Annotated in this window: 14 protein-coding genes; 5 read left to right on the top strand and 9 right to left on the bottom strand. The window is 41.5% G+C overall.

Annotated features, from left to right (window positions below; all coding sequences use genetic code 11):
* The first annotated feature begins 57 nt into the window (after positions 1-57).
* The 5 genes from ABD769_RS05620 to ABD769_RS05600 all read left to right on the top strand — a co-directional run bounded on the left by ABD769_RS05620 (position 58) and on the right by ABD769_RS05600 (position 5,269).
* On the top strand, positions 58-1,158 hold the full coding sequence (locus tag ABD769_RS05620; RefSeq protein WP_344850109.1) for a hypothetical protein: 1,101 nt from the start codon (positions 58-60) through the stop codon (positions 1,156-1,158).
* Between the two features lie 2 nt (positions 1,159-1,160).
* Positions 1,161-1,793, top strand: coding sequence for a hypothetical protein (locus tag ABD769_RS05615; protein ID WP_344850108.1), 633 nt, complete (start codon positions 1,161-1,163; stop codon positions 1,791-1,793).
* A 4-nt stretch (positions 1,794-1,797) separates the two neighbouring features.
* On the top strand, positions 1,798-3,036 hold the full coding sequence (locus ABD769_RS05610; RefSeq protein WP_344850106.1) for a hypothetical protein: 1,239 nt from the start codon (positions 1,798-1,800) through the stop codon (positions 3,034-3,036).
* Between the two features lie 44 nt (positions 3,037-3,080).
* Positions 3,081-4,079, top strand: coding sequence for a glycosyltransferase family 2 protein (locus ABD769_RS05605; RefSeq protein ID WP_344850105.1), 999 nt, complete (start codon positions 3,081-3,083; stop codon positions 4,077-4,079).
* Positions 4,080-4,654: 575 nt separating this feature from the next.
* Positions 4,655-5,269 carry a site-specific integrase gene (locus tag ABD769_RS05600; RefSeq protein ID WP_344850103.1) on the top strand — a complete coding sequence of 205 codons (615 nt, stop codon included), beginning with the start codon at positions 4,655-4,657 and terminating at the stop codon, positions 5,267-5,269.
* Between the two features lie 560 nt (positions 5,270-5,829).
* On the opposite strand, the gene ABD769_RS05595 is transcribed toward ABD769_RS05600, so the two are convergent.
* From ABD769_RS05595 to ABD769_RS05555, 9 genes are all read right to left on the bottom strand, one after another.
* A complete protein-coding gene (locus tag ABD769_RS05595; protein ID WP_344850101.1) occupies positions 5,830-7,812 on the bottom strand; it encodes a DUF4832 domain-containing protein in 1,983 nt (660 codons plus the stop codon).
* Positions 7,813-7,945: 133 nt separating this feature from the next.
* Positions 7,946-9,106, bottom strand: coding sequence for a glucuronyl esterase domain-containing protein (locus tag ABD769_RS05590; protein ID WP_344850100.1), 1,161 nt, complete (start codon positions 9,104-9,106; stop codon positions 7,946-7,948).
* A gap of 137 nt (positions 9,107-9,243) precedes the next feature.
* Positions 9,244-10,899 (bottom strand): RagB/SusD family nutrient uptake outer membrane protein, encoded by a 1,656-nt coding sequence (locus ABD769_RS05585; protein ID WP_344850098.1) that lies wholly within the window; start codon positions 10,897-10,899, stop codon positions 9,244-9,246.
* A gap of 11 nt (positions 10,900-10,910) precedes the next feature.
* Positions 10,911-13,733 (bottom strand): SusC/RagA family TonB-linked outer membrane protein, encoded by a 2,823-nt coding sequence (locus ABD769_RS05580; RefSeq protein ID WP_344850096.1) that lies wholly within the window; start codon positions 13,731-13,733, stop codon positions 10,911-10,913.
* 34 nt (positions 13,734-13,767) lie between these two features.
* The gene (locus ABD769_RS05575) at positions 13,768-15,441 is read right to left on the bottom strand and encodes a RagB/SusD family nutrient uptake outer membrane protein (protein ID WP_344850094.1); all 1,674 of its coding nucleotides are present in this window, start codon (positions 15,439-15,441) and stop codon (positions 13,768-13,770) included.
* A gap of 15 nt (positions 15,442-15,456) precedes the next feature.
* Positions 15,457-18,627 (bottom strand): SusC/RagA family TonB-linked outer membrane protein, encoded by a 3,171-nt coding sequence (locus ABD769_RS05570; RefSeq protein WP_344850092.1) that lies wholly within the window; start codon positions 18,625-18,627, stop codon positions 15,457-15,459.
* Between the two features lie 784 nt (positions 18,628-19,411).
* Positions 19,412-19,669 carry a hypothetical protein gene (locus tag ABD769_RS05565; protein ID WP_344850090.1) on the bottom strand — a complete coding sequence of 86 codons (258 nt, stop codon included), beginning with the start codon at positions 19,667-19,669 and terminating at the stop codon, positions 19,412-19,414.
* Positions 19,670-19,737: 68 nt separating this feature from the next.
* Positions 19,738-20,331, bottom strand: a complete 594-nt coding sequence (locus tag ABD769_RS05560; RefSeq protein WP_344850088.1) for a DUF4886 domain-containing protein — start codon at positions 20,329-20,331, stop codon at positions 19,738-19,740.
* A 53-nt stretch (positions 20,332-20,384) separates the two neighbouring features.
* Positions 20,385-21,518: a glycoside hydrolase family 88/105 protein gene (locus tag ABD769_RS05555; protein WP_344850086.1), complete on the bottom strand. Its 1,134-nt coding sequence runs from the start codon at positions 21,516-21,518 to the stop codon at positions 20,385-20,387.
* Between the last annotated feature and the right edge of the window lie 18 nt (positions 21,519-21,536).

The raw sequence follows: 21,536 nt of genomic DNA, 5'->3' as shown, positions 1-21,536 counted from the left end.
TTAAATTTTTCATCTCCCGATGATAACTGGATGTTGTTGTCCAATCGGTTTATCGAGATGGAAAACTTCTTTTCAACGGCCAATATTCTAAAGGTTTTTCAAACCTTCGAGAGCGGACAATATTCTCCGCTGAATACGGTCTATTACCGGTTGATCTACCATATTCAAGGGCTGGATCCTTATTATTTCCACATTTTTTCATGGTTGATACATTTATGCAATATCGCAGCCGTCTTCCAATTATGCAGGAGGATTCTACTGTTTTTCGATTTGGATGAAAAGCAATTGCCGGTGATTGTATCCCTGATTTGGGCCATACATCCATTGAACGTAGAATCCGTAATATGGATATCAGCCTCGAAAATCCCTCTTTTCACGCTGTTCGTACTGATATCGACGATCAATGTTTTCGACGCGTTGCTAAAGCAAAAAGGAAGGTTTCTTTTATATAGTTTTGTTTTCTTCGTGATCGCTTGTTTATGTAAAGAGCAGGCATTTATGAATGTCTTTGTAATCCTTTTCCTGCTCGGCTATCACATCAGAAAATGCGGATATGTTACCGACCGTTGGCCGGTCTATCTATACATCCTTTCGAGCGTTTCGGCAACTTTGATTTTTGCGATCCTTTCCCGAAATGCTAATGCAGCCCATACCAATCAGCTGGTGATACAATCCTACTCGATCCTAGAACGATTGACACTTATTGGCCACTGCTTGTTTTTCTATATCAAAAACACAGTCCTTCCATTTGGTTTGCATTTTCATTATGGCATGCCCTTCCTCAAAGGAGCAGATATCTGGATGGAGTTAATCCTGTACATCATTTTTTTTATCTTCCTATCCATGTTAGGGTTCTATTACCTAAAGCGTAGCAAAATTCCTTCTTTCTATATATTTAATTTCCTTGGATTTTTTGCACACCTGGGATTGGTACTTCAGGTTATACCAATGACCAGGACATCTGCTGTTGCAGACCGGTATATGTATCTACCGATTCTTTACCTGATTATACCCGGTGTTTACTACCTACTACAGTGGCTTAAACACCAGTCTGCCCTGAACATAAAATTTGCGCAATCCGCGTTTGCCCTCTACTCATTGTATTTGATAATTTATGGGCACTTTCTTTCCGAAAAATGGGCGTTACTAAATATATAGATATGAGTGATAAAACAAAAATAAATCTACTACTGACACTTCTTGTGGGTGCTTCAATTTTTTCTGCTTATGCGCTAATGTCAAAAGGCAAGTCAAGTCCTGCCATCGCCATTGTATTTGACCAGAAAAAAAAACCAAAACAGGTAAACTTTGCCGCCTTCGATAAAAATGACTTTTGGGACAATTATCCCTTCCTGGTGCTAACCAATAACAATCGATTAATCGACCCCGCTACTAAATTTTTCGCAAAAGATGGTAATGTAATAAAGCTTGCCACATTAACCACAAATGGACCCAAACTCTTCCTCCGGATCTCGAGGAAAAATTACCAGGAGCAATATGTAAAGGACTTGCTGACTTATCTCAAAATCAGCAATATATCGGTCACATTGATTCTGGATGCTGACGCACCTAAATTCCTGACACTGTTTTTAAAAGATAACCAGATCGATCAGGAGGCCTATATGCTGATAAAAACCCTTGATGATCTTACCATTGAGGGGCTTAAACTACCTTACCTTTTTGTTTTGAGCCCTAAACTGCAGGTTTCTAAATTATATGTCCCAAGAGCAGAAGCCCCGGAAATGACTCAACAATATATTAGCGCAGTGATCGATCGACAAGTTAAACCCTAAAAAGATGAGGACTAAAATCATACTTGCGGGCGTTTATTTATTTATCGCGACCTGTTTCTACTTGTTTTTGCTCCGCTTTTTGCCTGGCGAAAAATTCCCTACGGACAGCAATCTTATCCAATGGGACGCGAAGTGGTACCAGCAAATCAAAGACCAAGGTTACGTATTTGTTCCTTACCGGGTTTGTAACATGGCATTCTTTCCGCTGTTTCCTTTGCTATGGAAAACATTAGCGGTATCCCCGCTGACGATCTCGATCCTGAATTTTATAATATTCATCGCTGCATTTATCACAATGGCAGTCCGTAATAAAATGGGCAATGTGGAGTTTTTGTTTATCCTGACCATTCCAATGTTCGTGTTTTGTGCGTTACCTTATTCGGAATCCACCTTTTTTGTCTTTAGCCTGATTACTTTGATTGGCTTTGATAAAGATAACACAAAACTACAGTTTTTAGGTTTTCTCGGGGCATCGCTAGCAAGATCGGCATCAATTGTTGCCATTCCAGCGCTACTGATCAGTACAATACTTTTGAAAAACAGCAATAAATCCAACCTTCAAAAAGCAAAACAGTTTGTATGGAATTTTGTTGCCATTGCCTTGGGAATACTTTTTTCTGCGATCATGCAGGGAGGTCAAACAGGAAAATGGTTTTATTTCCTGCATATACAGCAATTTTGGAAGCGGCATTGGATAATTCCGCAAGTTCCCTTTACCACATATGCTCCCGATAAAATGCTGGGAATAGATGCGTTAGGACTAATTGTAGGAACGGTTTGTTTCTGTTTTTGCTGCGCTTGGCTCTACCGGTATTTAAAAAAAGAAGGTAATTGCTCTGTTAGTCAATCAGTTTTTTTCTCAAGCTTTTACATAACAGGCCTCGCTCTTCTGGATGTCTTCTTCACTTTTCAAAGAAATGGCGGTACAAGTATTTGGAGTATCGGGCGCCATGTATTATGTTCCCCATTTTTTATTTATTTTTTGCTTTGGTGGATCAGGGATTTAAAGGAAACCAATAAAATAGGCTGGATTCTGATTTTTGCAATAACGTGCGTGTTGCCAATATCCGGGATTTTTCGATATCCACAACATATAATTTTCATTTTATCATCGCTCCTGGGCGTAATTATTCTGAAATATTTTCCAAAATATAACTTAACCCTTATTATCCTATGTTTCATAAACCTTTTTTTTCAGCTCGAGACATTCAACAGATATTTGAATGGCGGCTGGATAGGCTGAAGTTCAATATCTAACCATAATTATAAACACTAAACCTATTGAAAATGGCACTTATCAGTATTATAATACCAGCATACCAGGAGGAGCGCAATATCGCATTGATCGCTAATTCGCTTGTTTCTACTATGGAGCAAACAGAGCATGAATATGAACTTATTTTTATAAATGACGGAAGTATCGACGATAGTGAAAATATTCTTTTTGATATCAGTAAAAGATATCCAAACGTGTTTTTCATCAATCTGTCAAGAAATTTTGGACAACAAAACGCTTTGAAAGCAGGCTATGATTATTCCACCGGCGATGCTGTAATCTGCATGGATGCAGATTTTCAGAACCCCCCCGCCATTATAAAGGAACTCATCGAGCAGTGGCAGAACGGTTTTGAAATAGTTGTGTGTAGGCGCAAAGCAGGAAAACAGTCTGGGAATTTTGTCAAAGAAAACACTTCAAAGCTGTTCTATAAAATTCTCTCCAAACTCTCCGACAATCCTATTGATAGCAACTGCCCTGATTTCAGGCTCCTTGATAAAAAGCTAGTGGATATTATTAGGAGCCTGCCTGAAAGCGATATTTTCTTAAGGGGAATCGTTTCATGGTTAGGATTTAAAAAAACTGTGGTTGAGTACGAGCACGCCGTCAGGATTCATGGTAAAACCCAGTATTCCTTTTCCAAAATGTTAAGACTTGCAGAGTCGGGCCTCACCGGCTTTAGCGTACGGCCTTTGAGATTTGCTATCTATCTTGGTATTTTCTTTTCATCAATATCGCTCTTATTTTTACCCTATATTCTTTCCCAATATCTTCGGGGAGAAACAGTAGCCGGTTGGACATCACTCATTGCAACCGTTATTTTTCTAGGCGGAATTAATTTATTCATTCTTGGCGTCATAGGGATTTATATCGGGAAGTTGTTTACTCAATCTAAGCAAAGACCAAGTTATATTGTGAAAAACACGAATTTGAGATGCGATGAAGTAATAGAAAATGGTTTACAAGCCTATAGACCGCTGACACAGCCGATAGCTACCGGAGCCGCTTAAAGTTAAACTATTAGTTATTCTTTTTTAAAAGATGAAAGGAGATCATACCGTTTTAAAGACTCTTTTGAATGCAGTAATATGACAATATACTTATTATCTTAATGGAGTATATATCTATGATCGTATTTTAAATCTATGTAGACGTATGGATTATTTTAAAGAGTTAAAACTTATTATAAACAAAATTTTCCTTAAAGTTGAACTAACCTTAATTAACTTTTATAGGCTGCTCTAGCATAAATAACCTTAAAATTATAACATAAATGACGGTTTATTTGCAAAAAACTTATGCATTTAAAATTTGACTTCGCATCACTAACTTGCGAATACATATTTTAGTCGTACTTAATTGGTTTGATCGTTTTATAGGTTTAGGTATAATCTAAACTCGTAATTTAAAAATTAATTAGGTTAACTTTCGTTCAAATTGTATCTTTGGATTGTAAGATTCAGTGATTATCTACATCAAAGTAATGGTGAGTAATTCGGTGCGTAGAAAACCGAAAACCAATTAAGAAATTGAATGCCAATAGGTTAAAATAACTAGGTTATTCCCCTACGGGCTACAAAAATCAATGTCAAATGATGTCAAAACCTTCATCGCTTATAAATCCACAGCCAAAGAACGCTCCTATTTAACCCAAGAGGAAGTAGATAAGATTATAGCTAAAGAATTTACTATAGGAAGGCTACAACAAGTTAGGGATATTTTCATTTTTTGTTGCTTTACAGGATTATCCTATGCCGATGTTAAGAAACTAAAACGATCTGAAATCGCTTTAGGCATAGATGGTGAAAAGTGGATATTTACTAAGAGACAAAAAACTAATACTTTTTCCCATATACCAATTTTACCCAATGCCTTTGATATATTACGTCGTTATAAGGACAATCCTGAATGCGAAAATAGGGATTTGGTATTGCCGGTATTAAGCAACCAGAAAATGAATGCTTACCTAAAAGAGATAGCGGATGTTTGTTGCATAAATAAACATTTGACATTCCATATGGCCAGGCATACATTTGCAACAACTGTCACGCTTTCCAATGGGGTCCCAATCGAAACAGTAAGCAAAATACTTGGACATACTGCTTTAAAAACTACCCAGCACTACGCAAAGGTTCTGGATATCAAGATTAGCCACGATATGGGTAAGCTTAAATCCAGTTTAGTAATAACTAAACTCTAATTTTTCACGTTAAATGTCAAAAGAGGCTGTCTTCTAAGTCAAAACCGAAATCCAAAACAGAATTTAATTTTGGCGATTTTTTTAAAATAATGATATACAACAAAAAACGGTAATTATATATAGAGAGAATTACTATTTTTTGTTAAGATATAGGCTGAGATAAAATGCTATTTAGGTACATCAAGGCTGAAATGACTTATCGGACAGCCTCTTTTAACGTATTATAACATCTGGTTGGGAGAATGGACGGGACCCGACCCAATTGCGTATTTAATTGAAACTTTACGGTTCCATTTCGGACCAAACTGTATGCGAATTTGACTGCCGGGCGACTGTCAAAATTGTCACTGTCCCATTGAGCAAAACTAACCCCGACTTCAAATTTTCTTCCCCCTGAAAATGCTTCAATGCATCCAAGCTTAAGATCGATAGCCCTCTCTTTTCAAAAATCAGCAAAGCATGGCCTGTAGGATCAAGCTGAAAATCTTATAATGGGCTGCCCTCGCAAGAGCAATCCATTATCTTAAAACTTCTATTTGTTTAAAAACTTACCTCGGCAATTATTCCAGTGAAAAAGTTTCCCAGCCAGAAATAGTAGTCCTGTTGCATTTCATGGCCGATTGCCCGTTTTCTGAAGAAATGAATTTGCCATTATTTCCTTTAAAGGAAATTTTTCCGTTAGTGTTTACCACCCAGTCAAATTTTTCCCAATCGCTAATGGTTGTGCGGGTGCAGGTGATCCCGGTTGCAGCGCCATTTTCTGAAGATACATATTTGTTCATGCTTTTTAACGCGATTTTTCCGGCACCAGCATCGACAATCATAAAGCTTTCCCAGTCAGAGGCACTCGCACGGTTACATCTCAGGGCGACTTCACCGTTTTCACCGGAAACAAACAGGTTGTTAGAACCTTTTAGTTTAATTGTCTGACCGATTGGTGGTTCGGCCTGTACCTGCAGATTACCCAATTCCAACCAGCCGTTTTTAATAGTTCCGGTTACTGCCAGTGCAATGCCTGGTTTGTTGGCATTTGTTTTATCAATGATGGCCACCCCCCATTTATAATTCCCAGCCGGCAGGTTAATTGCCGTTGTGGTAAAATTGTAACTCATAGGATTATCTTTCAGCCACTTAGAAGGCTCACCACTTTCATCTATAAAAAGTTTTTTAACCACACCAGCGGTATCTAGAATGGCAAAAGCTACTTTATATTTATAATTCCACTGCGGAATGTTATTTGGGCAGTAACCCCAACCCATATTTCTCCAGCGATGGCTTATTGTAGCGGTGGCCCCATTGGCAATTTCACTGGGTAATGATACCTGATCAGGATATAGCCGATAGCCTCCTTCAGCAGTGAAGCGCTGTACCAACGGAAAACTGGTTTGAAACCAGGAAGCCACTTCGCCAACCCTGAAATCCATCATATTTACAGCTGCTTCCGCTGATCTTTCAAATTCTGCTTTTCTTACATCTTCAGGATGCCCTTCGCGATATTGGCCGCTTGAATCAATCCAATAGCGGTGTGTACCCGTTACAATCCATCCCCCTTCCATAATAATCGGTCGTTTATGTTTCCAGGTTGCTGCAAAGTTTTTCTCCCAGCTTTGGTAATAATCGGTCATGGCAAAAGCATCATGCCTCAGGCTATATCCTTGATTTATCGCTTTCACCAGTAACTGGTCGCTGTTAGGGTTTGCTGCACCCCAGCTCGTTGGATGACCTATTAAACGGTGGTAATTGATCACCAGCGGTACTTTGGTGAAGGTCCTATTGTAGAGTGCCATGATCCAGTCCAGTACCTCTTCCTTTACGGTTTCAGTTTGTGCGGCCGTTAATACCCCCGGAGCGGCATACACGGTATTATGGGCTTCACCCCATTTGCCTAAGCCATAGGCATCAATAAACGATGTGCGAACCGGATCGTTAAAGTCTTTGGCAAGCTCTTCAATAAATGTGGTGTAATATTGCCTGAAAATCGGATCCTGTGGAAATGGTGTTTTCTGCGCTGGTACTGCAGGATTTGATAACCAATATTGAGCTCCCGCCGTGAATACAAAAGAAGGTGTATTTTCTCCCTGGTCGCGGCCATCTACCACAATCCGGAAAGCAATAGGCAAGCCCTTGGTTTTAACACCATTAATGAGTTTACCAATCTGCGAGTTGGGATCTCTCCAGGCATAAACACCGGGGCTTGGGTTAAGCGATCGCCAGCTGGTTCGGATGTAACAGGCTGAGGCATAATCTATGGCCTTTACACTGGCACCCAGTTCGGGTACAAAAAACTGTGTGTCCCAGTAGGTTTCGGTAGCATCCCGTTTGCCATACATCACCCATCCGTTTAGCGGGTTCCGTAACACCGCAGTACCATTATATACAGGGTTGATCAGCACATTATTGGCAATAACAGCCAGTTTTTGAGGTCCCTTGTCAAAGGTTTGTGAAAGGTTTTCTTCCACTATTTTGGAACAGGAAAGCGAATGCAGACCTAAAAGCGCAAGCAGCGTTACCTTTCCAGCCCACCCGAAAATGATTTTTTTCATAGTAATAAATATTAAATTTTAGATTAGAGGTTTTGCTATTATTCGGTACCTATTTTGAACCTTAGAATAAATTTTCTTTACACTAAATCTTTCTTTACATATCGCAATTGGAGAAAAATGCCAATCAATAATTTTAATAAGAAGTTAAGCGTAAGTCTTTAAGATTAAAATGGAGACGGGCAAATCGGATAAAATTTGTCCAATCATAAACATTGAGGTCGTGTTTCCCTTCCCTGAAATGGTAACCTATATCCGAATGAATGATGGGCTTGTTCACACCAGGCATATTTGCAGGAAGCCTCACTTTCTTGCCATATAAATCGTAAACAGGTTTGGCCTGTACCAATGATAAAAAAGAACCATAAGGGTCTGCCCAGCGATCTTCAGTAGCATTGGTGGTATAAACCGGCCTTGGCGCAATCAAGCCTATGAGCATATGCTGATCAACAGGCAAGCTATTTACATCATTGCTGTATTTTTTGTAATTATTGTTAAACCAGTAACCAAACTGTTTATTAATCAGGCTTATGGTTTCTCCATATTTACGCCTGGCCAGCGATGCACCCGTACTGCCTGAGCAACTGCTAAACACCATTGCGAAGCGTTGATCCTGGGCTGCCGACCATAGGGCTGTTTTACCACCCCTTGAATGGCCTACCAGCGCAACTTTGTTAAAATCAATATCTTTATCAGTTTTAAAATAATCCATTACCCTGCTTGCCGCCCAGGCCCACACCCCAATGGCTTTCATGCCATTATCTTTTTCCAGCTCGGCAGGAAACAACTGTTTTAATACGCCGTTCTGGTAGCTATCCTTACGATCAGGCGCTACATCCGAATGATGAAAGGCAGCTATGGCATAACCGCTGTCGATGACCATTTCGGCCGGCCAGAAAGTGCTCTTTTCCATTCTGGTCGGATCCGTATTTTTGCTACTTCGGTTGTTGATCAGTAAAAATACCGGAGCGGGTTTTGTTCGCTTGTTGGGAATAAAGAGTACAACAGGAAAGGATACCGAGCGACCATCATTCCACGCTGTAATTGTTATCTCTTTCAAATGTGCTTTTCCAGACATGGCAACCTTGTTTTCGTTAGTCACTATAAACTTTAAACTATCAAAATTAGCTGGTGTTTTACCGTACACATGTTCTTCAAACAGGGCTAAAATTTCCGGTCTGCGCTGCTTTTCCCAAGCGGAGACATTTTTAATTTTTTTACCCTTTGCAGTTAGCAGTATATCGGGTAAAGTATAAGTTGGCACGGTACCTTCGTCATAATTAACGATTTCTCCCATAAACCGGTCTGTTTTCTGCGCATACACTCCAGCCGATAAAAAAACTGGACCAATTAAGCATATCATAGCCTTTTTTAACAAATTGCTGACGCGCCAACTGCCTTGATGAGCAAAGGATTTTAGTCTGTTCATCATACTCAATACCCTGGGTTTTGAATAAGTTTATTGGCCTTATTGATTTCTGATTGTTGAAACGGATACCAATAATTTTTACTGGTAAAGGTTCGGTTTTCAATTACAAAAGGGCTATAAGTTAGCGCAGTACCCACCTTCGTGATTTTCATCCCCCTAACTGCTCCGTTAAAATTACTTTCCCCGTCTTTCCAGCGGCGGACATCAAAAAACCGTTGTTCTTCAAAACACAATTCCACCCTGCGTTCATTTTTAATCCGGTCGCGCATTTGCGATTGTGTGAACCCGGCCAGTGCAGGCATTCCGGCACGGTTACGCACCGCATTTATCGCGTTATAAACTTCTGCGTTCGGACCTCCAAATTCGTTCAGGGCCTCTGCATAGATCAGTAAAATTTCTGCATAGCGAAACAATACCCAGGGTCTTCTTACGCTCGTGGTACCTGTAATGTTGTAAGTAGCGTTACCACTTAAAAATTTACGCAGGTAATAACTTGATTTTGTGCTGTTTACGTTGGAAGGCACATTATCACGTCCACCTTCATAAGTCTCTACAGCCCGGGTTAAGCTTCCTGTTTTAAAATTTGCGCCGTTAACAACGATAAACTGGTTTAAACGCGGGTCTCTGTTTGCATACGGATTTTGTGGATCGTAGCCTGATGCGGGATCAGTTATAGGCCTGCCATTGCTCATTTCAAAAGCATCAACCAGATTCTGCGTCGGGTTTGTTCTGCCCAATCCACCGGTGAAGCTAATGGGCGCATTATTGGCTTCTATAGCATTGGTGTTACTTGCCGGCGTAGCGAAGATCACCTCGTTATTATAAGAGGTTGCAGTGTTGGTGTAATCCCATAAGTTTGGAAACAAAGCCGTACTTAATAAGCTGTGTTTATTTAAGTCGATTAAATCCTTTGCTGCATTGGCCGCATTTTGCCAGCGTTGCAGATTGTTACCTGTGTTATATAAAGGACTTGCGTAAACCAATAGGGTTTTGGCTTTTAACGCCATTCCCGCAGCTTTTGTGGCGCGACCGTAATTTGATGCATCCCAATCTTTTGTAGAGGTAGCAGGAATCTGACTGATGGCCGAGTCGCAATCTTTAACAATTTGTTTCACTACATCATCAACAGAATTGCGGGGAATGTTCAGGTCTTCTACCGGCGAAAAGGAGCGGGTGGCGAGAACAATACCCCCGTATCTTTTAAACAACTCATAATGTAATAAACCCCTTAGAAAAAACGCCTCTCCCCTTAGTCCGCGAAGATCGCTTGCCGGAAAAATCACCGCTGTGGGCGATCGTTCCAGAAAGGTGTTGACTACCCACAAACCATTATAGAGATTGGTATACTGCTCATCAAAAGTCCTTAAACTGCTCCAGTTGCCATTATTAAAAATGTTTATATTGCTGTTTAAGTTTGAGTTTACCGCTTCATCACTTCCACTGGCCATTAGTGCACCTGAACCATCAACATTGTACCTGGCAAGCATGTAGTTATAGCCATTGTTTAAATACTCCCGTACGCGCCTGTCGGTATTCCAGATCGCTTCTTCGTTTACAGGGCCTTCACTGTAGGAGGGTTCAAAAAATTCATCCTTACAAGCGCTAATGCCCATGAGCAAAACTACCAGAACGATATACATATTATATAAATTCTTTTTCATCTTCATTTTGATTAAAATTTAACATTTAAGCCGATTGCAAAGGTTTTTACGTAAGGGTAAGACGAAAAACGACCTGCATTGGGGGTTTCCGGATCAATGCCCAGTTCACCGAGTTTGGAAATTGAGAAGATGTTATTGCCACTTACAAAAATCCTGGCGCCTTTAAAACGTAAGCGTTGGTTAAGGCTTTGTGGGGTACTATAGCCAATCTCCGCAGATCTGAGTTTTAAAAAATCTCCTGAATACAACCAAAAGGTAGAGTTGGCCGTATTGTTTCCATTGTCTGAGATTCCGATACGGGGATATTTTGCTGTAGCCGCTGTGGCCGGGGTCCAGGTAGCTAAACTGAGCTGGTTTAACCCGTTCGGACCTGCGTAAAAAATATCAGAGACATCAACAGTTCTGCCGGCAAGGCCCTGGAACTGTGCGCCTAAATCAAACTGTTTATAACGGATATTAAAACCGAAACCATAATATATTTTTGGGATATCGGTGAAGTCGCTGGAAATGGCGTCGTTTGCGTCGATGATATTATCATTGTTAACATCCCTGTATTTAAGATCACCTGGCACAACAAGGCTCGAAAGGGTTTGTTTCGGACTGGCGTTAATCTCTGCCTGGCTCTGGAAAATACCTTCAGCCAGGTAATAGTTTCCGCCATTCACATACCGGCCTATGGTAGACTGGTTTGGCAATACGTTTTCCGTTCTTTCCAAAATGATATTTTTAGTATAGGTAAAGTTTGCGTTGGTACTGATCAGCACTTCGCCAATTTTTTTATTGAAAGTTCCGCTGGCATCAAATCCTTTACTGCTTACCTTACCCGAATTTACCTGAGCGATGGCTATTCCAACAATGCCCGGTAAGTTTGCAGGCCCAAGGATATCCGTTCGTTTTTCATCAAAATAATCTACAGAGAAGGAAAGTGCGCCTTTAAAAAAGTCTACATCTGTACCGAGGTTCAGTCGGTCAATTTTTTCCCAGGTAGTTAAGGGGTTGCCTGCCGGACTTACAAGTCTGGCTGTGGTCGAGGTAGAAAAAGTAGAGCCAAAGAATGGCCCCGCATCTCTGGTAAACAGCGTGCGGTATGGCAGCCTGACCACATTACCATTGGCATCGTAAGTTGGACCAATATTGCCTGATCGCCCATAAGATCCGCGCAGTTTCAGGTAGCTGATCACCGAGCCATCTTTCAGAAAATCTTCTTTAGATATTACCCACCCAGCTGATACTGCCGGAAAAAAGCCAAAACGTCGTCCAGGTGCATAGTTCTCAGATCCGGAGTAACTTCCCGTAAATCCCAATTGGTAACGTTGTTTAAAACTGTAATCTGCCCGCCCCACAACCATCCGGGAACGGTAATCCAACCGGTCTACCGCAGCACTTATATATTGCTGCGCCCGTACGTTTGCCTTTACCTGGTGATCTGTAGCAAAAGTTCTGTCGTAATCCAGGCCAAACCAGAGTTCATTATTTTTGGTATTGGTTTGGAAAGCTGCAGTACGGTAAGCGATGACTGCCGGCGTACGATAAGTTTGTACAGGTGTAACGGTCTGATTGAATACTGCATAATTCTGAGATAATCCGTCGCCATAATTACCATAACCATCATAAGAGAAAAAAAGGTTAGCCGAAAGGCCTTTGGTGATGAAATCCATTTTCTGATCGGCCATGATACTGGCTAGCAAAATATTAGTGGTGGTTCTCGAAAATCCTGTAGCCTGCAACTGGCCCAGGGGATTACTTTGAAAGAGTGAGGTTCCACCATAAGATCCATCTGGATTTAAAATCGGAAAGGCGTTTGGTGGCAAGTTATACAGGTTACTCAAAACCGTGCTGGTGCCATCGCCAACATCATTACGCACTTCACTCCTCACCCCCGCCAAAAGCGTAAGTGTAAGTGTTTTGGTTACATCATAATCTAAATTGATGCGGAAATTATAACGTTTATAGCCATAGTTGGAATCGTAATTGGGTGTTTCTGTTTCCTTAAGAAGCCCTTGCTGGTTAAAGTAACTTACCGAGCTGAAATAACGTACCCTGTTGCTCCCGCCGCTAAAGGTAAGCGCATATCTCTGTGTAGCGGCTCTTTTACCCAAAAAGCGGTCTAAATAGTTATTGTCTGAATAGAGGTAGGGATCAGTATGGTTTTTATAACCTTCCAGGGCTGCATCATTATACGCTGGTGCCTGCCCCACATTGGTTAAACCCCGATTGTATAAAGTAGCAAAATCAAATGAATTTAAAGGTTTGATCAGGTTGCTGGCAGATTGAAAACCGCCCTGAGCGTCAAAAGAAATCAGGTTCTGCCCTATCTTACCTCTTTTTGTGGTGACCAGAATCGCGCCATTGCCGCCATTTAGCCCATACCAGTTTAAACCGGCAGCATCTTTTAATACCGTTACACTTTCAATTTCACTGATATCCATATCTTCGAAATCACGTTCAATTCCATCTACCAAAAAAGCTGGCGTAGCGCCTTGCGCATAAGATGATTTTCCGCGGATTTGATAGGATACGTTTCCTCCGCCTGGTTGATTGCCCGTCCACCTGAATAAAAAGCCACTTAACCGCCCCGCCAGTAGACCCGAAAGGTTACTGATTGGAACTTGGGTAAGCTGATGGTAACGAAGAGAGCTTTGGGCATAATTCAGTTCCTCTCTGCTGCGTGCAGCAAAAGGAATTTCTATTAATTTATCTGTCGAATCTGTGCGGCCGGCTTTCACAATTCTAACGGTATCCTGCTTACCGCTAGTTTGTGCGAAAGCCGTGCAGGTTAACAGATAGCTGATGATGCACAGCATAACGCCCGAACATTTAATATATCTTGTCATTTCTTATCTTTTAAATTAATGTAAAACCCATAAACTACCAACCCGGATTCTGTTTCAATGCGCCACTGGTCTTATTCATTTCTGTCCGCGGAATAGGGTATAAATACATGTTGTTATTGAATACTTTTTTAAATGCAGGCAATTCGATCACGTTATAGCTAAAAGAGCCGTTGGCATTTTTAACCACTTTCATGGCCTCCATTGGCTGGGCCACAATTTCAGGCCCTTTTTTCCAGCGGAGGATATCCCACCAACGCATGTCTTCGAAAGCGAATTCGATTGCCCTTTCATTTCTGATACGCTCGCGCATTTCGGCTTGACTAAGACCAGCTGGTAAAACCGGCATTTTTGCCCGCAGGCGAATGGCATTTACTGCATTGTACACCTCAGCGGTTGGTCCTGATTCTTCATTTAAGGCTTCGGCATAATTGATCAACACTTCTGCATATCTGTAAAAAACATAATTCAGCAAGGCTGATGCAGTTGACCCCGAGCGGGAAGCCTCAGGCCAGAGCCTTTTCAGGTAATAACTGGTTTTGGTTATTGAAGTGGCTGTACTGATATCGGTTCCATAGGTGACAATACCCTGGGCATTAGGTTCAGATTGCCAGGTTTGCACCGCCCGCCCCTGCCAGGTGGCATTATTATAAAGGATGTTCACATAAAACCGCGGATCTCTGTTGAGGTAAGGATTTTGCGGATTGTACCCTGAGGAGGCATCGGTGATGGCTTTGCCATTGGCCATTTCATAAAGATCAACATGATTCTGAACTGGCGAAAGGTTAGATTGTGCCCCTCCATAGCTTGTAGGAATTAAAAAATCGCTCAGATAAGTACCGATAAATCCACGGCCGCCACGGGGCCAGATCCGGATATATTCATTAGAGTTTGCCACCGTGAGTACATTGGCATAGTTGGGTTCCAGTGAAAATTTATTCAGATCCATAATTGCCTTTGATGCATCTGCGGCTTTTTTCCATTTTGCCAAATCATTGCCCTGGTTATTTAATGGGCTAGCATCAAAAAGTAAGGCTCTCGCTTTGAGCGCCATTACTGCAGCGCCTGTGGCCCGGTTAGCTTGGGCTGCTGGATTGGGCCAGTCGGCATTGGTTAGTGGCAATAGCGTAAGGGCCTGTTCCAGATCACTTAATATTAACGAAAATGTTTCCGCATAACTGCTGCGTGGAAGATCAGTAGAAGCTTCGGTAAATTCTTGCGGCTGGGTTAATATTACAACCCCTCCAAAGCGCCTCAACAGCTCGAAATAAAAGTAAGCACGGAGATAAAGTTGTTCACCTTTAATATAACTAGGATTGTAAAGATCGGTCCAGGGTACCTTATCCACATTGGCCAGCATCAGGTTTGCATTTCTGATTCCCCTGTACATCTGAGCGTAAATGCCTGTTATATCAGCAGCTCCCGGATCTAGAAACTGTCCGCTGTTCATCGCCGACACCTCTATCTGGCCATTATTGGCAATAGATTCATCGGTAAATTGCGAGGTCATTCCCTTATAGCCGCTTAAGCGGCCATAATCCGAAATGGAAAAAGTATAGGTAAAATCGCCAAAACGGGAAGCCGTTAATGGATCTTTAAAAACTTCTTCAAGGTCGCTCTGGATGCCGACATCACGCTGTAAAAAATCCTTTTTGCAGGAATAACCCGTACAGAGAATAAATAATAATAGCGTGTATATAATTTTTTTCATGATAGTAACCTTTAATTAGAGTGATAAATTGAGGCCAAAATTGAAAACCTTAGTAGTCGGAATAGTGGCGATAGATGAAGCATAGGCGTTCCCCGACAGGCTGTTTTCAGGATCTATGCCATAAAAATTTGTCCAGGTAATTAAGTTCTGACCGCTAATGAATATGGTAAGGCCGTTTAGGCGAATTCTATTGACTAATTTTTTAGGCAAACTGTAACTGAACTGCACATTTCGTAATTTGATGTAAGAAGCATCTTGCAATGTGAAGTCGTTTAGGCTTTCGTTAGGATTTGCATTCAGACCCGGACGAATTACCGGCCAGCTTGCATTGGTATTACCTGGTGTCCATCTATTTAACATTGGTGCATAATACTGGTTGAGGCCACCACTTTGGAACACCACGTTTGAACTCACATTTGTTACCGCATTAAAAAGCGCCGATAATTGAAATCCTTTATACCCAAACTGCATGTTAAGGCTTGCATTATATTCCGGAATATTAGGATGCCCAATGGCGATTACATCCTGGTTATTAATGATTCCGTCGCCGTTAACATCCTGATATTTAAAATCGCCGGGTATAGAAGGATAAGCTGTAATTTTGTTCAGCGGACTACTATCGATATCTTTTTGATCTGCATAAAAACCCAGAACATGGTATCCAAAATAGGTACCGATGGGCTTGCCTGTTACCCGTAGGTTTTCGGCAAGACCAGGTGCTTCATCCAATACCCTTCGCTCGTTTCTGGCATAACTCAGGTTGCCCGTAAAGGAATAGGTAAAATCTTTAATCTTATCACGGTAAGTTGCGGAGATTTCATATCCATGGTTGTAATTTACGCCATAATTGGTACTTGGCACGGTGGCGCCGTAAGTTGCAAAACTGGTGGCCGAACGGGTAGTTAAAATATCCGAACGCTCATCATCAAAAAGGTCTGCAGTGATATTCAGCTTATCTTTGAATAAAGAAAGATCAAGTCCGATATTTCGCTTTAAAGACACCTCAAAAGTGATAAACGGATTGCCATACTGTAGCTGGGTATAAGTTGGCGCACTAAAGTTGCTGTTCGGGTTTCCAAACACTACGTTTGATCCGGCGCCAAACCTGTTCTGGTAATAGAAACGACTTGTACTAGGACTGGGAATCCCTACTCTTCCAATTGAACCACGGATTTTAAACATGCTGATCCAGGTATATTTTTTCATCCATTCCTCGTTGGCCAGATTATAACCGAGCGTTGCTGCCGGAAAAAATCCGTAGCGATAACCTTTGGCATAGTTTTCCGAACCATTATAAGTGGCACTGGCAGTTATAAAGTATTTATTTCCATAATTATAAGTGGCCTCTGAAATGATTCCCTGGTTGGCATAAGGAGCAGCAGCGGCAGCCGAGCCCTGCAATTCGCGCTGACCGATTAGATTGGCACTCAAATTATGCTTGCCAAATGATCTGCCATAGGTTAAAAACAACTGGAGATTCGTTTTGGTAAAACCACTCCTTGAATAGGCTGGTGCCCCAAAAAAATCATTATAGGTACCACCAACAGGTGTTAGTGCCAGGCTGGCCCTGTCGAGTTCAAGGTATCCTGTGCTTCCTCTTTGCAGTTTTCCTGATAATTGGGTGGCATCGTAACCGAATTGTGCTTTTAAGCTTAGCCCTTTAGTTATAAAATCAAGTTTTTGGTTTACCGTAAAAATTGATTCTGCAATATTATTATCGGTAAAAGCATAGCCTCCATACGTTAATAAAGCATAGGGATTGACGGAATTTATTCCACCAAGTCCATAATTTACGATGTGGTTATAGTTTCCATCCAACGCAATCACTTTAGGATCATCAGAGTTAATGTATTCTTTAAAAAACGGCGCTGCCCATGAAGGCATTTTCAACGCCCGGCCCACAAGCCCTTCAATCCCATTACTCACAACCCCTGCAGGATCATTATATTCGCTCATGCCTGCCGGGCTGTAACGGTGTTCGTTCCTACCCGCAAGGTTCACTTCAAAGTTGGTGGTTCTGGTCAGGTCTATGCCTACCCTGGCCCTGAAATTGTAACGGCCGTAGCTCGGGGAAGTAGAATAATCTAAAGGTGTTTTAAATTCCTTAAAATTTCCTTCCTCGCGCATATGGCTAAATGAGGTAAAGTATTTTACCTTTTCACTACCGCCAGATATGGTTAAGTTCTGTTGGTTCTGCATCCAATGATCTTTAACCAATTCATCGTACCACATCACATCCGGATAAAGTAATGGATTCCCGTTGCCGGCCTTAAAAATGGCTAAATCCTCATCGGTAAAGGCTCGGGGTTCGCCCACGTTGCGCTGCCCCTCACTTAACAGCATAGCACTTTCATAAGCGCCCAAAATTTCAGGACGGGAGGTTGCACTGATGATGCCCAGATTACCGGAAAATGTTACTCTTGCCGGCCCCTCCACTCCCTTTTTGGTAGTAATCACAAATACACCGTTTGCACCTTTCAAACCATATAATGCGGTAGATGAGGCATCTTTCAGCACATTTATACTTTCAATTTCATTGGGATCAATATCACCGAAAGATGTACGCTCCACACCATCCACAATAATGAGCGCAGTAGCTGAAGGAGAAACCTGTCCGCGGATATACAAAGCGGCCCCGTTAATCCCCGGACGTCCGGAAGTTTGCTGTACCACCAGGCCGGGTACGCGACCGGCCAATGCATTGTTCACATTAGTTACGGGTGCTTTTAATAAATCCTGACCAGAAACGGTACTGATGGCAGCAGTAACAGCTGATCTTCTTTGTGTAGAATAACCGTTTACCACGACTTCACTGAGCGAGCTGCTTGCGGAGATCAATGTGATGTTGATTACACCGATAGCCCCTATCGTTACCTCTTTGCTTTCAAAACCAATGGTCGAAAAAACAAGCACCTGGCCAGGGTTAACATTGATTTTATATTTTCCATCCAAATCGGTCTGGACGCCGGTAGTGGTACCTTTTATTCTGATGGTTGCACCCGGAATAGGTTGATTTTTATCATCTTTAACGGTTCCGGTTATTTCCTGAAACCGCATTGCGGGGCGTTTGGCAACAAAGCCACTCGTCACTTTTATGGGCATGGCTGGCAATGCCTGGGCCTTACACCAAAATGCAGCAACCAAAATAAGCCAGCCTTTGGACCTTAGGTTTATATTTTTTATCATTTATCTGATATATGGTTAGAATTATAATCTTTAGATATTTCCGCCTTTTTTGTGCATAACAGATCTCCAGGGCAACGCGCAGGCGTCCTCATCAATTCCCCTAAAAGGGTGCAGGTTTTTATCTGTTGAATTAAAAACGAAGATTGGAAAGCATTAAAAAAGCGTCTGATTCAAGCTTCTACGCTAAACCTGATGCCTGGAGATACCGATCAAATAAAAGAGCATTTCCGATGTCATTGCTCGTAATTCAGGTTTCGTGTTTTCCTCATTTGCAATAAGGAGGATAGTTAAGAAATAGGTTGTCATCATATTTTGGTTTATTATTTGGTTAACACAAATCTATATGCTTATCTATTTCAGGGGGTTCACTTTTGTACGGAAATGGTTTGTTTTTGTACGCAGGGTTAATATTTACGGTTTCTTTTTAGAAAGTTTGCTTTTTACAAACCAAATGGCTGCCATTGAAAGATCCTAATAAAGTCCGGTCGTCATTCAGTAGCGATCTGATCGAGTTGGGAATGATGATCTTTCGAGTGATATAGCTAGTAGCCTGAACTCGAAATTACCTAACTAAAATACCCTCTATAAACACCCCATACCTGACCAATTCGTCATGCTGAACTTGTTTTATTAGTGGAAAATAATTTTTCAATCGCTTTATAGCCACTTCGTGGTTAGCATCTTTTCAGCAGGAAAGACCATGAAATAAATTCAGGGTGACGGCCGCTTAATCAGAAAGCCGGTATAAGGTTACCGGAAGACAATATTAATAATCGAATTCAGGTTAGTAGATGTATCTGCATATTTTATGGTTCTTTTTCAATATGGTATGGATTGCCACTTTACGAAGATATTGCGCAGACTCTTCAGATACATTTTCAGGCTTAAATCTGATGTTTTTAACTGAATCATTAAACAAAATACCATACCAGATTAATCCGCCCAGGTATTTACCGGCATCATTGGCATGGTTGGGATCAAATACGAGGTCTTTTTTATTCCAATAGTAACCGATATTGATCGAGTGGGTCTGATCTGGCAAATTTGGGGCTGTGGGATGCTCATAATTAAATGAATGATCAGGTTTAAAACCATATTTCCTTTCTTCGGCTACAATTTGGAAAGCATCACCAACCGACCAACCGGTAAAATCCGGGCATTAATCCGCTTTGCCAGGAGATGATAAGCCGCACGTGATTTCTGCCACATTTCCTGCTGACTCGCTGCCACTTTACCTTCTGCGATACGCCCAAACTTCTTTGCATCGGTACGGTATGCCCAGGTTTGATGAACCACCAAACGCGCCTGGGGTTGCAATGCTTTAACATAGTCAACCAGTTTGTTGGCATATGGATAGTAGGTAGAGGAGTCTGCCGAAAGATAAGAATACTGTTGAATGGTAACAATGTCCCATTTCCCTTGCCCCAACAACATTTTTAATGATTTTCCGCCGTAGGGTTTTCCCTTTGGATCATCAGCATTGGCTTCTGCTTTTTCTACATAACCCCAATGCTGCTCAAGAGAATGCCCACCAAGTTCAGCACGTCCGATGATGAGCGTTTTCCCTCTTTCGTTTGCCAGTTGCGGCAAAAAGGCTGATGCGTTTTGAGAAAAACTGTTCCCTATAATAAATAAACGTAAGGTATCCTGCCGGCTTTGAGCAAAAACATTTGCAGTGAGGCAAACCAGCAAAAGGGAATACATGCTCAACTTAATTAAAGTCAGAACTGTAATTTCATATTAATCTTCATAATCGCCTATTTTAGTTTCTTAAGGTATTCATAAAATTGTGTTCCCGCCAGCAAAAATGCACCGACGCCATACACCTCAGTACTATTGCCATTTACGGCATCCGGACTTGCACCAATGGGTTGTACATAACCCAGCATCCCATCTTCATGTACGGCAGAAACCATGGCTTTCCACGATTTTTCTACCACAGGAAGGTATTGTTTCTTGTCTAAAATACCGTGGTTTAAACCCCAGGCCATGGCATAGCAAAAAAAGCCGGTTCCGCTCATCTCCTTAACCGGAAAACTTGCAGGATCTAATAATGAAGCATGCCAGCTGCCATCTTGTTGTTGTAATCCTGCCACTCTGGCTACCATATCCTGATAAAGCAAAATCAGTTTCTTTCTATCGGGGTGGTTTTTCGGCATATTTTCCAACACCCTTACCAAGCCGGCCAATACCCATCCATTGCCTCTTGACCAGAATATTTTTTGTCCGTTTTTCTCTCTTTTATTAAAGAAACTCTCATCTCTAAAAAATAGCTTCTCCGATGGGTCATATAAAAATTCGGTTGTCTTCCACCACAATTTAACAGCTGTATTCAGGTACTTATCATCTCGCGTAGCCGTGCTCAGATAAGCCAAAGATGGCGGTCCCATAAAAAGGGCATCACACCATGCCCACTCTCTTTTTTGGATATTGTTTTTCCAGTTCAAAGGTTCGTTATGGGTTTGGCTAATGATACTATCGGCCTGCAACATAAAAGGAGCAATCATCTTTTTCTTTTTGAACTTACTGTAGAGTTGGGCATAAGTTTGTCCTACACAATAGTCATCTGCATAAAAGCGCAAATGTCCGGTATTCCAGCCCAAATCATCTCCAATATCGACCAGCGTTTGTAGATACCGTTCATTGCCCCGCAGGTTACCAAAAGCAAAAATACCGGTATAACAGGCTCCATTCGTCCAATCTGCTTTTCGATGATTAAACCCCTTGTCCTTCCAGGTATTCAATTGCCAGTCTGCAACCCGCTGCATCGTTTTAAAAATGTTTGTGGTTTCCAGAGTAGAATCCCTTTTTAAAGATGTTTCACCCGAAAAAGCGCTCATTCCGCCGTAACAGCTAAATACTAATATCAGAAGCAGTCGTTTTAAATTCATATCTTTCATTTCTTAATT

Source organism: Pedobacter jeongneungensis (genome assembly GCF_039538295.1).
In the GTDB taxonomy this organism is placed as follows: domain Bacteria; phylum Bacteroidota; class Bacteroidia; order Sphingobacteriales; family Sphingobacteriaceae; genus Pedobacter; species Pedobacter jeongneungensis.
The sequence above is the reverse complement of the archived record's forward strand: the minus strand, read 5'-3'. Positions and strand labels throughout refer to the sequence as shown.

Excerpts from the sequence above, each read along its gene's own strand:
- ABD769_RS05620 (WP_344850109.1), top strand. The coding sequence starts at position 58 with ATGGAAAACTTCTTTTCAACGGCCAATATTCTAAAGGTTTTTCAAACC.
- ABD769_RS05615 (WP_344850108.1), top strand. The coding sequence starts at position 1,161 with ATGAGTGATAAAACAAAAATAAATCTACTACTGACACTTCTTGTGGGT.
- ABD769_RS05610 (WP_344850106.1), top strand. The coding sequence starts at position 1,798 with ATGAGGACTAAAATCATACTTGCGGGCGTTTATTTATTTATCGCGACC.
- ABD769_RS05605 (WP_344850105.1), top strand. The coding sequence starts at position 3,081 with ATGGCACTTATCAGTATTATAATACCAGCATACCAGGAGGAGCGCAAT.
- ABD769_RS05600 (WP_344850103.1), top strand. The coding sequence starts at position 4,655 with ATGTCAAATGATGTCAAAACCTTCATCGCTTATAAATCCACAGCCAAA.
- ABD769_RS05595 (WP_344850101.1), bottom strand. The coding sequence starts at position 7,812 with ATGAAAAAAATCATTTTCGGGTGGGCTGGAAAGGTAACGCTGCTTGCG.
- ABD769_RS05590 (WP_344850100.1), bottom strand. The coding sequence starts at position 9,106 with ATGGGAGAAATCGTTAATTATGACGAAGGTACCGTGCCAACTTATACT.
- ABD769_RS05585 (WP_344850098.1), bottom strand. The coding sequence starts at position 10,899 with ATGAAAAAGAATTTATATAATATGTATATCGTTCTGGTAGTTTTGCTC.
- ABD769_RS05580 (WP_344850096.1), bottom strand. The coding sequence starts at position 13,733 with ATGACAAGATATATTAAATGTTCGGGCGTTATGCTGTGCATCATCAGC.
- ABD769_RS05575 (WP_344850094.1), bottom strand. The coding sequence starts at position 15,441 with ATGAAAAAAATTATATACACGCTATTATTATTTATTCTCTGTACGGGT.
- ABD769_RS05570 (WP_344850092.1), bottom strand. The coding sequence starts at position 18,627 with ATGATAAAAAATATAAACCTAAGGTCCAAAGGCTGGCTTATTTTGGTT.
- ABD769_RS05560 (WP_344850088.1), bottom strand. The coding sequence starts at position 20,331 with ATGTATTCCCTTTTGCTGGTTTGCCTCACTGCAAATGTTTTTGCTCAA.
- ABD769_RS05555 (WP_344850086.1), bottom strand. The coding sequence starts at position 21,518 with ATGAATTTAAAACGACTGCTTCTGATATTAGTATTTAGCTGTTACGGC.